The sequence below is a fragment of the Streptomyces sp. NWU339 genome (assembly GCF_003143855.1).
Classification (GTDB): Bacteria; Actinomycetota; Actinomycetes; order Streptomycetales; family Streptomycetaceae; genus Streptomyces.
This window is the reverse complement of sequence record NZ_QFRK01000042.1, coordinates 38,955-52,099: the sequence shown is the minus strand read 5'-3', so window position 1 is coordinate 52,099 and position 13,145 is coordinate 38,955. Positions and strand designations below refer to the sequence as shown.

Below are 13,145 nucleotides of genomic sequence, written 5' to 3'. Positions count from 1 at the left end.
GTGCGTTCCCGGCGGCAGCCCTGGGCGACTTCTGCCGCCGGGCGGTCCACGCCGCTTCGCCGGGTGGCGTGGCACCACGGCTCATCCGGGTGATCCGCACACGGCTCAGCCCCGAGGCCGTCGGCTCCGCGACATGCGCGGCATCGGCGGCCTCGGGGCTGTTCGGTTCGCCCGCTCAGGAGCCGGCGTCGCGCTCCCAGTGGTAGAAGCACTGCGCCATGGCGTCCTTGGGACTGCGCCACGTCGCGGGGTCGTACGGGCTGACGTACGCCTCCAGCTGCTCACTGATGCCGCGGAACTCGGGATGCCCGGCCACCTTCGCGATGGCGGGTGCCGGGTCCTGCTCGGACTCGATGAGGTGCAGATACAGGTCGTCACCGAACTGGAAGAGCCTGCGGCGGTTCACTCCGATCAGGTGGGGGAGCTCGCCCCGGTCGGAGGCGGCGAACACGTCGGCGATCCGCGGCGCCGAACCGGGCGCCATACGGGCGACGATGAGTGCGTGGTGCATCGACGGTCCTTTCCGGGTGGGTCGGCGGTCAGCCGGACGTGACGGACGCGCCCTTGCGGTCGCGGGCGGCCTGCTCGATCCGGTCCCGGATGAGCGCCATCTGCGTACGCGAGTTGCGGTTGATGTTGTCCGTCATCCAGTCGTCGTCGACCGGGGCGTCGGGCTTCATCGCGAAGTCCTGGGTCCAGCGCATCCGGACGCCGCCCGGGAGCTCCTCGTACTCCCACAGGATGTCCATGTGGGCGAAGGGCCCCGTTTCGACGCGACGGGCGCGCACACTCCGCGTGGCGCGGTCGGGGGTGCGCTCGGAGACCCAGCTCCACACCTTCCCGTTGTCGTCCGGGTGCATGGTCAGCCGGAACGTCGTGGTGTCCCCCTCGCGGGAGAGCACCTCGACGGACGCGTACTCGCTGAACAGCTGCGGCCAGTTCTCGAGGTCGTTGGTCATCTCCCAGACGAGGTCGAAGGGAGCGTCGACAGTGATGCTGTTCTCGGTGTGTCCTGTCACTTCAGGCTCCAGCCTTGAGGGTGCTGTTGACGAGGTCGAGGAATTCCCGGGGCGTCCTGCAGCGCTCCGAGTCGGGGGGAAGCGACCCGCTGTACCGGTTCTCCAGCTCGCCGACGATGCCGAGCAGGCCGAGCGAGTCGAGGCCGAAGGAGTCGAAGGGGGACTCCGCCGCCTGCCTGAGTTCCGCGGGGTCCACGGTGATGCCGGCCGCCTTCTTCATCAGGGCAGCCAGTTCGTCGAAGGTCACTTCGGTGGTGATCATGGGTTGTCTGCTCCTTTCCCGCCCGGCACTACCGGGCGGATTCGCCACCGCGACGCACGACCAGCGCCGCGTTGGAGCCCATCAGTCCCCTGCTGAGAACGAGGGCCGTGCGCAACTCGGCGGGCCGAGCACGCGACATCACCAGGTCGAGGTCGTGGCAGATGTCGAACACGTTGGGTGTGGGAGGCACCTGACCGTGTTCCATGGCGAGCACCGCGGCCACCGTGTCCAGCACGGGCGCCGCGCAGTGGGCCCGGCCGAAACCGGTCTTGGGTGCCGTGACGGGCACCCGTGTGCCGTGCGTGCCGAGTGCGTCGGCGATCGCCAGCGCCTCGGCGCGGTCCGCCTCCGGGACGCCCATGGCGTCGGCGAACACCACGTCGACCTCCTCCGGGGCCGCGCCCGCCTCGTCGAGGGCGCCGCGGATCGCGCGGGCCAGCCCCTCCCGGGACTCCTCCCAGCGGGACGCACCGGTGAAGGTGGCGGCATGGCCGGCCACGGTGGCCCGTACCGGCGCCCCGCGTTCGCGGGCGCGTTCCTCGTCCTCGACGACGAGCAGGGCGCCACCCTCGGCGGGTACGAACCCGCAGGCGTCCGAGGTGAACGGACGGTAGGCCAGGTCCGGGTCCTCGGCCGTGCTGAGCTCGGGGTAGCCGAGCTGGCAGACCATCGAGTAGGGGGCGAGGGGTGCCTCCGCGGCGCCGACGATCATCGTGTCGGTGCCGCGCCGGACCGCCCCGGCGGCGTGCGCGAGGGAGTCGAGCCCGCCGGCCTCGTCGCTCGCCACCACCCCGCACGGGCCCTTGAAGCCGCCGCGGATGGAGATCTGGCCGGTGCTCGCGGCGTAGAACCAGGCGATGGACTGGTACGGACCGACGAACCGCGGGCCCTGCCCCCAGAGTTTCTGCAGTTCTCGCTGTCCGAACTCACCGCCGCCGGAACCGGCCGCGGTGACCACGCCGATGGAGAACGGCTCCGCGGGATCTCCGCTGCCGAGCCCGGCGTCGTCGAGGGCGAGGGCGGCCGCCGCCATCGCGAAGTGGCTGAACCGGTCGGTCTGGACCAGGAAGCGGTCCTCGATGAGGGCCGCCGCGTCGAAGGCCCGGACCTCGCCCGCCACCCGCAGCGGCAGATGTCCGCAGCCCTCGCGGGTGATCCGGTCCAGCACGCCGACACCTTCGCTGACGGACTTCCAGTAGGCGTCGGTCCGCAGTCCGTTGGGCGCGATCACACCGATGCCGGTGATGGCGGCGCGGCGGGGGCGCGGAGTGCGCTGAGTACGCTGAGTGCTCATCGGGTCCTCCCACCCGGCCCGGTCAGCAGCACCGCGGACTGGAAACCGCCGAATCCGCTGCCGACGGAGAGCACGTTCCTCAGCCTCCGCGGACGGGCGGTGCGCGGCACGTAGTCCAGGTCGCACTCGGGGTCGGGGGTCTCGTAGTTCGCCGTCGGCGGTACGACCTGGTGCTTGAGGGCGAGCACACAGGCGACCACCTCGATCGCGCCGATCGCGCCGAGCGAGTGCCCCACCATCGACTTGATGGAGCTCATGGGCGTCTCGTGGGCGTGGGCGCCGAGGGACCGCTTCACCGCGGCCGTCTCGTGCCGGTCGTTCTGCCGGGTGCCGGAGCCGTGCGCGTTGACGTAGTCGATCAGTGTGGGGTCGAGACGGGCCTGGTCGAGCGTGCTGTCGATGGCCCGCGCCATCTCCAGGCCCTCGGTGGTCAGACCGGTCATGTGGTAGGCGTTGCCGTACGTGGCGTACCCGCTGATCTCGCAGTGGATCTCCGCGCCGCGGGCCCGGGCGTGCTCGTACTCCTCGAGGACGAGCACCGCCGCGCCCTCGCCCATCACGAAGCCGTCGCGGCGGGCGTCGAACGGCCGGGAGGCGTGCTCCGGGTCGTCGTTGTTCGGCGAGGTCGCCTTGATGGCGTCGAAGCAGGCCATCGTGATCGGCGAGATCGGGGAGTCCGACGCCCCGGCGATGCAGACGTCGGCCCGGCCCTCGGCGATGGTGTGGAAGCCGTAACCGACCGCGTCGAGGCCGGAGGTGCAACCGGTGGAGACGGTCTGCACGGGGCCCCGCGCGCCGAACCGCTCGGCGACGACCGAGGCGAGGGTGCTCGGCTGGAACGCCATGTGCAGTTTCGGGTCGGCCTGCCGGTGGTCCACGTCCCAGCGCTTGCCGTGCTCGCTGACCTGCACGTAGTCGTGCTCCAGCCGGGTGGTGCCGCCGACCGCGCTGCCCAGCGACACCGCGGTGCGCCAGGGGTCGTCGGTGGCGACGTCGAGCCCGGAGTCGCGGACCGCCTCGGCGGCGGCCACCGCGGCGAACTGGATGTACCGGTCGGCGTGCTGGCACAGATCCGGGTCGAGGCCGTGGGCGAACGGGTCGAAGTCGCACTCGGCGGCTATGCGGGAGCGAAGACCGCTCGGATCGAACAGGGTGATGCCGCGGGTCGCGGTGCGGCCGGCTGCGAGCAGATCCCAGAAGGCCGTCGCTCCGGTGCCGCCGGGAGCGACCACACCGATACCGGTGACGGCCACTCGCCGGGTCATTTTATGGCCCCACTGCGATCGGCCGGCCGGTCCTGACCCGGCCCGGACGCAACCGGCCCGCCCACGGTCAGCTGGGGACCGGCCACGGAGCCGGCGTTCTCCTCGGTGTCGACGTGACCGAGACTCGGGTGCGGGGCGAGCGGACCCAGGTGGAACACCATGCGGGCCTCGGCGTCGGAGACGTTGCGGAAGCGGTGCCGCATGTCGATCGGGATCATCAGCCCCTGCTCGGCCCGGAGCGCGAACGGCTCCCCGTCCAGGTCGACTTCGAGGGCGCCGCTGACGACGTAGACGAACTCCTCGGAGTACGGGTGGTAGTGCTCGCCGATGCGCTCACCGGGCTGGATGATGGCCAGCCCCATGAAACCGCTGGTGGAACCCACCGTGGCCGGGGTGAGCAGGGTTCTGAGGTCGCCCCCGCGCCGTCGGTTGGGCTCCGTCTCGCTCAGGTCCACGATGCGTGGATGCTGTTTGGACATGGTTGGTACCTCCGGGTGTGGCGGGGACGTCCGGGCGCGCGGGCTGCGAACGTCCCCGCGGTTTGCCGTCAGGAATCCGCCGCGCTGCGGTCGGTGACGGGCAGCATGTCGGCGTGCGACAGCAGCCGGTTGATGTTGCGTTCCGAGTCCAGCGGGCCCTCGACGCCGACCGCGGCGCCGTCCATGAGCCGCTCCAGCTCCGCCGCCTTCCCCGCGCCCTTGATGCCGAGCGCCGCGAGGGGGTCGAGGTCGAGGTCGCCGGTGGCGTCGATCAGACGGACCACGACGTTGTCGCGCTGGAAGACGGTGCTCGAGTACACCGGGCCGTCCGGTTCGTCGGCCGCGGCCTCGTCCTGGTGGGAGAGGAACCGGGCCAGTTCCTCCCCGCGGCCCGCGACGGCCGGGTAGTACAGCGCATGCCGCCGCAGACCCGCGGGCCGGGGCCCGTCCCTGTCGACGTGGTGCACGGCGGGGAGCGCGGCCCTGGTGAAGAACACCCGCATGGAGCCGGGATCGCTGAGCTCCCGGGCGTGCTCCAGATAGGGGTTGATGGCCTCTTCGGCCGCTCGGGTCTCGGGCTGGTCGGCCACCTGGCGCAGCGCCGTGGCCAGGTCGCCCTCCACCTCCATGGCCCGCACCACGCGGTTGCCGTGCATGAACACGGAGGTGCGGCGCAACCGCGTGTTGTTCTCCATCGCGGCCTTGGGGGACGCGTATCCGGCCAGGTGCTCCGCGACCTTGGACTCGGTGCCCGGCTTGACGGTGAAGGTGAGGGCGTGTCGGGCCACGCTCTCACCGACGCGGGCCTGCGCCTGGAGGTCCTCGGCGGCCTGCCCGGTGAGCGGCCGGCCGTTCCGCATCTCGCGCAGGACGCTGTAGCGCATCGACCGGGTGTCGCGGACGCAACTGTGCAGCGGGCGGACGGTCTCGATGTGCTCCTCGCTGTTCACCCAGGCGAGGAAGGGCGGGGCGCTCTCCCACTCGCTGGTGATGAGCCACTGCGAGGGGTTCTCGATCGACTGGCAGAGCTGGTCACTGATGTGACCGGGGACGGACGCGATCATGCTGCTCATGTGCTCGTACGCGTCGAGGAACTGTTCCTGGGCCCCGTCGTACAGGTCGAGCATCAGGGTCACCCGCAGCCTGGAGCCGTCGAACGCCGACTGCGGTATGCGGCCCGTCGTGCGGTCCGTCGTGCGTCCCGTGGTGGTCATCCGGCGCACCTCTCCTCTTCTTCACGGAAGGTTCTTCACTGGAGGTCGGGAACGGCCGCCGCATCCGAAGGTCCGGGGTCGCCCTGCATCGATCGTCGACGCGCCCCGTGATGTGCGCGAGCGCCACGGGGCAGGTGGGTGAACCCCGCGTCAACCGGGTGCCACCAGGACGCGGGACGGCCTGTACCGGGCATGGATCCGGCATCCTTTTCCACGCCCGTCGCGGGCGACGCTGGAGGCAGTTCAATGAACCGTTCGGAAACGGCCGACGAGATCGGCCACCGCACGCCCGTCCTGATCGTCGGCGGTTCCCTGGTGGGCTTGTCCATGTCCGTGTTCCTGGGACGTCTGGGGGTGCCGCACACGCTCGTCGAACGTCACCCGGGCACGTCGATCCACCCGCGCGGGCGCGGGAACAATGTGCGCACCATGGAGCTGTACCGGGTGGCCGGAGTCGAGCAGCAGATCAGGGAGGTCGCGTCGGTCCTCGCGGACAACCACGGGATCATGCAGACGCCCAGCCTGGTGGACGGCGACGGCGAGTGGCTCTTCAAGGAGATCGACCCCGGCGGCGGACTGGCCCGGTTCAGCCCCGGCGGGTGGTGCCAGTGCAGCCAGAACGACCTCGAACCGGTGCTCCTCGCACACGCCCGCGAACTCGGCGGCGACCTGCGCTTCGCGACCGAGATGATGTCGTTCGACCAGGACGGCGACGGTGTGACGGCGCGGGTCAAGAGCCGGGAGACCGGCGAGCACACCACCATCCGGGCGGACTACCTGGTCGCAGCGGACGGCCCGCGCAGCCCTGTCCGGGAGCGGCTCGGCATCGGGCAGAACGGACCGGGCGACCTGTTCCACAACGTGAGCGTCACCTTCTCCTCCCGCGGCCTCGCGAGCATCGTCGGCGACCGGCGGTTCATCCTCTGCTACCTCACCGACCCGGAAGCCGATGGGGCGCTGCTCCCGGTCGACAACGCCGAGAACTGGGTGTTCCACGCCCCCTGGCACCCCGAACACGGCGAAACCTTCGAGGAGTTCACCGACGAGCGGTGCGTTGCCCACATCCGGCGGGCGATCGGAGCCCCTGACCTCGACGTCAAGATCACCGGCCGGGCCGCCTGGCACGCCGCCGAACGGGTCGCCGAACGCTACGCCGACGGCCGGGTGTTCCTCGCCGGTGACTCGGCCCACGAGATGTCGCCCACCGGGGCGTTCGGTTCCAACACCGGTATCCAGGACGCGCACAACCTGGCCTGGAAACTGGCCGCCGTCCTCGGCGGCTGGGCGGGACCCGGACTGCTGGACTCCTACGACGCCGAGCGTCGTCCGGTCGCGGAGGCGACCAGCGCCCGCGCCTCGAACCGCTCGGTCGAGCACAGTCACCCCGGCTACACGCCCGCGGCGGGCGCCGGCGGCAAGGGCCCGAAGGGCGGAATCCTCAACGTGGCGCTGGGCTACCGCTATCCGCGGGGCGCGGTCCTCGGCAGCGACCCGGCGGCGCCGGTCGTCCCCGACGGCCTGCAGCTGGCGGGGGAGCCCGGCAGCCGGGCACCCCACCTGTGGCTGGACCGCGCCGGCGCCCGCGTCTCCACCCTCGACCTCTACGAGCGGTCACTGGTGCTGCTCAGCTCCGAGGACGGCGCCTGGCACACCGCCGCGGAGCAGGTGGCGAAGCGCCTGCCGGTGCCGCTCGACTCGTACCGGATCGGCAGCGGTCCGACCGCGGACCTGACACCGGACGCCGATGCGAACTGGGCACAGGCCCACGGCGTCACCGAGGACGGCGCGGTGCTGGTCCGCCCCGACGGGTTCGTGGCGTGGCGCTCCGAAGGGGCCGTTCTGGACGCCGCGACGGCGCTGCACGACGCCGTCGCGGACATCCTGGACCGGCCACGGGACTGACGAGGGGCGTGGAGCGGCGGCGTCAGGCTCCTCCGACGCCGCCCTGCCGCCCCCGCTCCGCCTTGGCCTGGTCCTGTTCGAACCGCTGGACCGCCGGCCCGTCGTCGTTCCACGGCCACGGGGTCACCGTGCCCTGAAGCGCCTGGAACACCGGGTGCGCGTCGGCGGCCCGTCCGGCCGCGCACAGCGCGTACGCCAGCACGTTCAGATCCGCCTGGGCCGCCGCGTGCTGGAAGAATCCCGGCTTCGCCCAGAGGGAGGCGGCCTGCTCCAGTGAGGCCGCGATCTGTCCGCCCTCCCACAGCTGACCTGCCGTCATGGCCCGGACGCCGCCCTGCGCCACCAGTCCCTGGTACTGCCGCACGGCCGCGGTCACCTCGATCGCGGCGCACGGCGCGTTGGCCGGTATACGGGCGCGTACCACATCGATGAAGTCGAGGACGGCCGCACTCGAACCGCCTTCCTCCGGCGACAGATGGGCGAGCATCTGCAGATACGCCTCGCGGTGCCAGCGGTCGCGTCCGGTGGCCTCCCGCCAGATGGCGTTGACCTCGCTCTGCGCGTACCGCTCGATCCGGGCCATGCCGAGCAGGGTCACCCAGGGCAACGGATCCGCCGGATTCAGCTCCGCGGCCCGATGGCACTGGGTCACCAACTGCCCCGCGTCCTCCAGGTGCCTGTCCCGCAGGCCGCGGACCAGGCCGACCCTGGAGTGGAACACCAGCGCGTCGGGGTTCTCCGGTTCCTTGGCCAGCCAGGCGGACGCCAGCTTCGACCCCGATTCGACCGTCGAGTCGGCCAGTACGGAGACACGGTGGCCGCGTCGGTCCCAGTCGCCCCCGGTCTCCTCGAGAAGCGTGGCGACGAGTGTCACCTCCGCCTGCTTGACGCTCCCACCGCGCTTGTTCAACTGCTTGAGGACGCGCGCGAGGTCGGCGTCGTCGAGGGCGGGGACGATTCGGGGACGTTTACTGGTACGACTGCTGAAGAGGGACATGCCCGCAGACTAGGAACTTTATTGGGCGGGGCAACCGGTACGAGGCGATCGTTACCGATCCGGCCCTCTGGGTCACACCGTGCGTCCATCAGACCGGGACATGGGGTCCGAGCAGGGCGAACACCGGCGGGGCGGGGCCGGACCGCTTCCCGGCCCCGCCCCGCCCTGTCTGTCTGTCCGTCGGTCAGGGGGCCGGGGCCGGGAAGGTGGGGTACTCCACGCCGGAGACGTACTGGACGACCCGGACGACCTGGCAGGAGTAGCCGAACTCGTTGTCGTACCAGAGGTAGAGGATCGCGTTGTCGCCCTCGACCTTGAGGGCGCCGGCGTCGACGATCGACGCGTGCCGCGAGCCGATGAAGTCGCTGGAGACCGCGTCGGGGGCGCTGATGAAGTCGATCTGACGCTTCAGCGGCGAGGTGAGCGACACGTCGCGGAGGTGGTCGAGGACCTCGGCACGGTCGGTCGCGCGGCCCAGCTGGAGGTTGAGGATCGCGATGGACACGTCCGGTACGGGGACCCGGATCGAGCTGCCGGTGATCGTCGCCTCGAGATCGGGCAGCGCCTTGGCGACGGCGGAGGCGGCACCGGTCTCGGTGATCACCATGTTCATCGGCGCGGAGCGGCCCCGGCGCTCGGACTTGTGGTAGTTGTCCAGCAGGTTCTGGTCGTTGGTGAACGAGTGGACGGTCTCCACGTGGCCGCGCAGCACGCCGTACTCGTCCGCCATCGCCTTCAGCGGCGGGACGATCGCGTTGGTGGTGCAGGACGCGCAGGACAGGATCTGCTCGTCCGGCTTGAGGGTGTCGTGGTTGACGCCGTGCACGATGTTGGGCACGTCGCCCTTGCCGGGGGCGGTCAGCACGACCTTGTCGATACCGGGGCGCAGGTGCTGCGAGAGGCCCTCGCGGTCGCGCCACTTGCCGGTGTTGTCGATGAGGATGGCGTTCTTGATGCCGTACGCCGTGTAGTCCACCTGCGCCGGGTCGTCGGCGTAGATCATCTTGATCGTGTTGCCGTTGGCGACGATCGTTCCAGCCGCCTCGTCGACGGTGATCGTGCCCTGGAACTGGCCGTGCACCGAGTCGCGGCGCAGCAGCGAGGCCCGCTTGACGATGTCCTGCTCACCGCCTCGGCGGACCACGACGGCACGGAGCCTGAGGCCGTTGCCCGAGCCCGACTTCTCGATGAGCAGGCGGGCGAGGAGACGGCCGATGCGGCCGAAACCGTAGAGGACGACGTCGCGCGGCTCACGGCGGTCGATCTTGTTGGCGCCGGTGGCGCCTGCCACGGCCTCGGCGGTGAACTCCGCCACCGACAGTCCCCGCTCGTCGGTCCGGTAGGTCGCGGCGAGCAGGCCGAGGTCGATCTGGGACGGACCGAGGTCGAGGGTGGTGAGGGCCTGGAGGAACGGCAGCGTCTCGGTGACCGAGAGTTCCTGGCCGGCGATCTGGCGGGCGAAGCGGTGGGTCTTGAGGATGGAGACCACCGACTTGTTCACCAAGGAGCGGCTGTGCAGCAGGACGGTGACGTCCCGCTCGCGGTGCAGCTTCCCGATGATCGGGATCATCGACTCCGCGATTTCCTCGCGGTGCTTCCAGTTGGTGAACGAGTCTTCGTTGACAGTCACAGGATTATCTTTCGAGCTAGGCGGCGCTCATATGATAACCGTGCGGGTCAAGAGGCTCTCAGGGGGTGTCCTTCCGGCCCCTCGGAGGACGTCCTTCCGGCAGGGTTGCGTCCCGCGCGATCGGGTACGCGTGCAGGACCGTGCCCGGAGCGGATCTTGTTCCGATCACCGATCCGGTCCGGTCCGTACGACCACCGCTACGAGGGAAACAGCCATGGAGACACCCGCGCACGAGAACAACGGACCCACGCCCGCCCAGCGGGCCCTGGACGCTCTCTCGGAGAACACCGAGGACACGGCGGCTCTGGACGCCCTCGCCAACAGTGACGTACTGATCCCCGTGCCCGACGACACGGGCGACGAGACGGCCGCCGACCCCGGCGCCGTCGCGCTGCCGGTGATGGAACAGCCGGACGGCATCCAGGTGGTGCCCGTGTTCACCTCGGAACTGGAGATGTCGGGCCTGCTCCCGTTCGTCTCCCGCTACCGTCTGGTACCGCTCGGCGCCCTGGCCGCGCAGTGGCCGGCCGACGAACTGTCCCTCACCATCGACGGCAGCTCCGAACACCGCCTCACGCTGACGTCCGAAGGAGTCCGCACCCTGCTGGCCCGCCCCTAGGCGAGTCCTTCCGCACGCGTTCAGTGGTCGCAGGCGGTCAGTGGGCGGCTGACCGCCTGCCCGGTCTGGAAGTCGTGCCGGACCACGGCGGCGGCGCCAGGACCGGATACCCCGGGTTCAAGGACGTCGGGCACTTCGACACCGTCACCTTCCCGAAAGACGGTGACGGCTGCCGCTGGGACTCCACCCCGCACGATGCGCAGGCCCGCGTCCGCCTCCAGGGCATCGGCCACGCCCGCGTGCACCGGCACCGCCCGGTACGCGGCCGGGTCGAGACGATCGGCATCAAGCGGGAAGGGAGATGCTGGTACCTCGTCCGCGATCACGACGTGATCGCCCACGAGCGGCTCAACACAACGGGCATGACCCGCGCCCCCGAACCCAAGCCCGACCCCGAGCGGCCAGGCTCTTTCCTCCCGAGCGGCGCCGCCGCCAAAGCGGGCCTGAACCGGGGCACCCTCGACACGGGTTGGGGGCCTCGTGAGCCTCGGCCGCAAGGCTGAAAGCGCCGGTCGGACCGTCATCGCCGTGGACCCTCGCAACACCTCCCGCACCTGCCCGTCCTGCGGGCGCACCGCGAAGGAGAGCCGCGCCACCCAGGCGAAGTTCGCATGCACGGCGAAGCCCGCGCGTTTACGCGTGGGTGGAGTCACAACCCTGCCGGTATCAGCCGTGGTTCCCGGCCCGAGGAGGCTTGTTCCTTCAGCGAGGAGACAAACGCCACTGAATTACTTAAGTCGGATCAAAGTAGGATAGGGCGGTCGCGTCCGTACGCGCGTAGTCGCTTTCCCCGACCGAAGCACGGAACCCTTCTTCATGAGCAGGACCGCCGAGACAGAAGGCGCACTGGAAACCCGCGGCATCGAACAGGTGCCCGATCGTGAGCGCACCGCCAGAACCCGCGAGCTGTTCCCCACCTGGGTCGGCGCCAACATCAGCGTGCTGCTGCTCACCATGGGCGCGAGCCTCGTCGTGGCGTATCACCTCAATCTCTGGCAGGCGCTCGTCGTCGCCGTCGTCGCCCCTGTCGTGTCGTACGGCCTGGTCGGGCTCATCGGCATCGCGGGAAAGCGCGGCGGGGCGCCCGGCATGGCGCTGTCCCGGGCGGTCTTCGGGCAGCGCGGCAACCTGCTGCCCGGCTCGCTGATCTGGGTGGCCCGCTGGGGCTGGGAGACGATCAACGCGGTGGTCGGCGCCTACGCGATGCTCACCATCCTGCACATTCTGTTCGGCCTGAAGGCGAACAGCGCGCTGGACATGGTGATGCTGCTGGCTTTCGTCGTCGCGACCTTCGCGATCTCCGGGCTCGGCATCAACGCCGTGCAACGGTGCAACAAGTACGCGACCTACCTCTTCGGTCTGTTCTCGGTCCTGGTCCTCGCCCACCTGATCGTGGACACCGACTGGCCGAGGGTGTTCGCCCACTCCGCCGGATCGACGGCCGCGGTGATCACCGGTATCGGCATGATCGCGGCGGGCGGTGTCAGCTGGATCCCGTCGGCGCCGGACTTCACGCGCTATCTGCCGCGTACGGCCTCCGCCAGGGCGATCGTGGGCACCTCGATCGGCGGTGCCGGCATCGTCGTCCTGCCGATGGTGCTCATGGGCGTGGTGATGGCGACCTCCGTGCCGGACCTCGCCTCGGCCGCCGACCCGGTCTCCTTCCTCGGGAAGATCCTGCCGACCTGGATCGCGGTGCCGTATCTGCTGATGGCGTTGATCGGCATGCTGCTGATCAACGCGATGTCGATGTACTCGGCCGGCTTCACCGCGCAGACGCTCGGCTTCCGGGTGCCGCGCCACTGGGCGGTGTCGGTCAATGCCGTGATCTCGCTGGTCTTCGGCAGTGTGCTGATGCTGGTGGCGACCGGCTTCATGGGTTCGTTCATCGCTTTCCTGTCACTGCTCGCGGTCGCCTTCTCCGCCTGGGTCGGCGTCTTCGGCGCGGACATGCTGCGGCGTACGGAGTACGACGGTCAGGCCATGGCCGACACCACCCGCGCCAGCGCTTACTGGTACCGGGGCGGTTTCTCCCCCGCCGCGGTCACCGCTTGGGCGACCGGCCTCGCCGCGGGGCTGATGTTCACCACGTCCGCCTGGTTCACCGGCCCGCTGGCCAGGAACAACGTCATCGGCGAGTACGGCCTCGGCTGGATCGCGACGATTCTGGTCTCCGGCCTGCTGTACCTGGCGCTGCCCAAGCCGCCGGTGCCGCCTCGAGCGGCGGCCGCAGCGGAGCCCGTCGAGCAGCCCGAGCCCCTGGGCGTCTGACGCGTCCCGACCGCTCCCCCTCCACCGCGGGTGGAGCTCCGTCAGTGAAAACGCCTGGCCCGCCCGGCCTCGGTACTGATCCTCTGTTCCCACCAGTCCGCCGGGTTCGAGTCCTGGCGTACGACAGTGTGGGGATCGGTGCCGGTGCGCGCCCATCTCGATCTGATCGCCTTCGGCACCGAGCACCCGCGGA

The 13,145-nt window shown here is 70.4% G+C and carries 12 protein-coding genes and 1 pseudogene; 4 read left to right on the top strand and 9 right to left on the bottom strand.

Features of this window, described 5'->3' with window-relative positions:
• Positions 1–175 precede the first annotated feature (175 nt).
• From DIZ27_RS33670 to DIZ27_RS33640, 7 genes are all read right to left on the bottom strand, one after another.
• Entirely contained in the window at positions 176–511 is a 336-nt protein-coding gene (locus DIZ27_RS33670) for a TcmI family type II polyketide cyclase (RefSeq protein WP_109382204.1), read from the bottom strand.
• A gap of 28 nt (positions 512–539) precedes the next feature.
• Positions 540–1,019, bottom strand: a complete 480-nt coding sequence (locus DIZ27_RS33665) for an SRPBCC family protein (RefSeq protein ID WP_109382203.1) — start codon at positions 1,017–1,019, stop codon at positions 540–542.
• A 1-nt stretch (position 1,020) separates the two neighbouring features.
• Positions 1,021–1,281 (bottom strand): acyl carrier protein, encoded by a 261-nt coding sequence (locus tag DIZ27_RS33660; protein ID WP_109382202.1) that lies wholly within the window; start codon positions 1,279–1,281, stop codon positions 1,021–1,023.
• A gap of 28 nt (positions 1,282–1,309) precedes the next feature.
• On the bottom strand, positions 1,310–2,575 hold the full coding sequence (locus DIZ27_RS33655) for a ketosynthase chain-length factor (protein ID WP_109382201.1): 1,266 nt from the start codon (positions 2,573–2,575) through the stop codon (positions 1,310–1,312).
• Entirely contained in the window at positions 2,572–3,840 is a 1,269-nt protein-coding gene (locus DIZ27_RS33650; protein ID WP_109382200.1) for a beta-ketoacyl synthase, read from the bottom strand. Before DIZ27_RS33650 ends, DIZ27_RS33655 begins: the two co-directional genes overlap by 4 nt.
• Positions 3,837–4,319, bottom strand: a complete 483-nt coding sequence (locus tag DIZ27_RS33645; protein WP_109382199.1) for a cupin domain-containing protein — start codon at positions 4,317–4,319, stop codon at positions 3,837–3,839. The genes DIZ27_RS33650 and DIZ27_RS33645 overlap by 4 nt, the downstream gene beginning before the upstream one ends.
• Before the next feature lie 68 nt (positions 4,320–4,387).
• Positions 4,388–5,533: a SchA/CurD-like domain-containing protein gene (locus tag DIZ27_RS33640; protein ID WP_109382198.1), complete on the bottom strand. Its 1,146-nt coding sequence runs from the start codon at positions 5,531–5,533 to the stop codon at positions 4,388–4,390.
• 246 nt (positions 5,534–5,779) lie between these two features.
• On the opposite strand from DIZ27_RS33640, the gene DIZ27_RS33635 reads away from it, so the two are divergent.
• Positions 5,780–7,435 (top strand): FAD-dependent monooxygenase, encoded by a 1,656-nt coding sequence (locus tag DIZ27_RS33635; RefSeq protein WP_109382197.1) that lies wholly within the window; start codon positions 5,780–5,782, stop codon positions 7,433–7,435.
• Positions 7,436–7,457: 22 nt separating this feature from the next.
• Here the strand turns inward: DIZ27_RS33635 and DIZ27_RS33630 are convergent, their stop codons facing one another.
• Together DIZ27_RS33630 and DIZ27_RS33625 are read right to left on the bottom strand one after the other, a co-directional pair.
• Entirely contained in the window at positions 7,458–8,432 is a 975-nt protein-coding gene (locus DIZ27_RS33630) for a hypothetical protein (protein ID WP_109382196.1), read from the bottom strand.
• A 184-nt stretch (positions 8,433–8,616) separates the two neighbouring features.
• A complete protein-coding gene (locus DIZ27_RS33625; protein ID WP_109382195.1) occupies positions 8,617–10,062 on the bottom strand; it encodes a glyceraldehyde-3-phosphate dehydrogenase in 1,446 nt (481 codons plus the stop codon).
• A 214-nt stretch (positions 10,063–10,276) separates the two neighbouring features.
• Here DIZ27_RS33625 and DIZ27_RS33620 point away from each other — a divergent pair, with 214 nt between their 5' ends.
• The 3 genes and pseudogenes from DIZ27_RS33620 to DIZ27_RS33610 all read left to right on the top strand — a co-directional run bounded on the left by DIZ27_RS33620 (position 10,277) and on the right by DIZ27_RS33610 (position 12,952).
• Entirely contained in the window at positions 10,277–10,681 is a 405-nt protein-coding gene (locus DIZ27_RS33620; protein WP_109382194.1) for an SseB family protein, read from the top strand.
• A 92-nt stretch (positions 10,682–10,773) separates the two neighbouring features.
• Positions 10,774–11,302 (top strand): annotated as a pseudogene (locus tag DIZ27_RS33615) (zinc ribbon domain-containing protein); the annotation flags it as partial.
• A gap of 195 nt (positions 11,303–11,497) precedes the next feature.
• Positions 11,498–12,952, top strand: coding sequence for a cytosine permease (locus tag DIZ27_RS33610; RefSeq protein WP_109382193.1), 1,455 nt, complete (start codon positions 11,498–11,500; stop codon positions 12,950–12,952).
• Positions 12,953–13,145: the final 193 nt, after the last annotated feature.

Bases quoted from the DNA above. Each gene is read 5' to 3' on its own strand.
- DIZ27_RS33655 (WP_109382201.1), bottom strand. From the start codon at position 2,575: ATGAGCACTCAGCGTACTCAGCGCACTCCGCGCCCCCGCCGCGCCGCC.
- DIZ27_RS33660 (WP_109382202.1), bottom strand. From the start codon at position 1,281: ATGATCACCACCGAAGTGACCTTCGACGAACTGGCTGCCCTGATGAAG.
- DIZ27_RS33670 (WP_109382204.1), bottom strand. From the start codon at position 511: ATGCACCACGCACTCATCGTCGCCCGTATGGCGCCCGGTTCGGCGCCG.
- DIZ27_RS33640 (WP_109382198.1), bottom strand. From the start codon at position 5,533: ATGACCACCACGGGACGCACGACGGACCGCACGACGGGCCGCATACCG.
- DIZ27_RS33635 (WP_109382197.1), top strand. From the start codon at position 5,780: ATGAACCGTTCGGAAACGGCCGACGAGATCGGCCACCGCACGCCCGTC.
- DIZ27_RS33650 (WP_109382200.1), bottom strand. From the start codon at position 3,840: ATGACCCGGCGAGTGGCCGTCACCGGTATCGGTGTGGTCGCTCCCGGC.
- DIZ27_RS33630 (WP_109382196.1), bottom strand. From the start codon at position 8,432: ATGTCCCTCTTCAGCAGTCGTACCAGTAAACGTCCCCGAATCGTCCCC.
- DIZ27_RS33645 (WP_109382199.1), bottom strand. From the start codon at position 4,319: ATGTCCAAACAGCATCCACGCATCGTGGACCTGAGCGAGACGGAGCCC.
- DIZ27_RS33620 (WP_109382194.1), top strand. From the start codon at position 10,277: ATGGAGACACCCGCGCACGAGAACAACGGACCCACGCCCGCCCAGCGG.
- DIZ27_RS33610 (WP_109382193.1), top strand. From the start codon at position 11,498: ATGAGCAGGACCGCCGAGACAGAAGGCGCACTGGAAACCCGCGGCATC.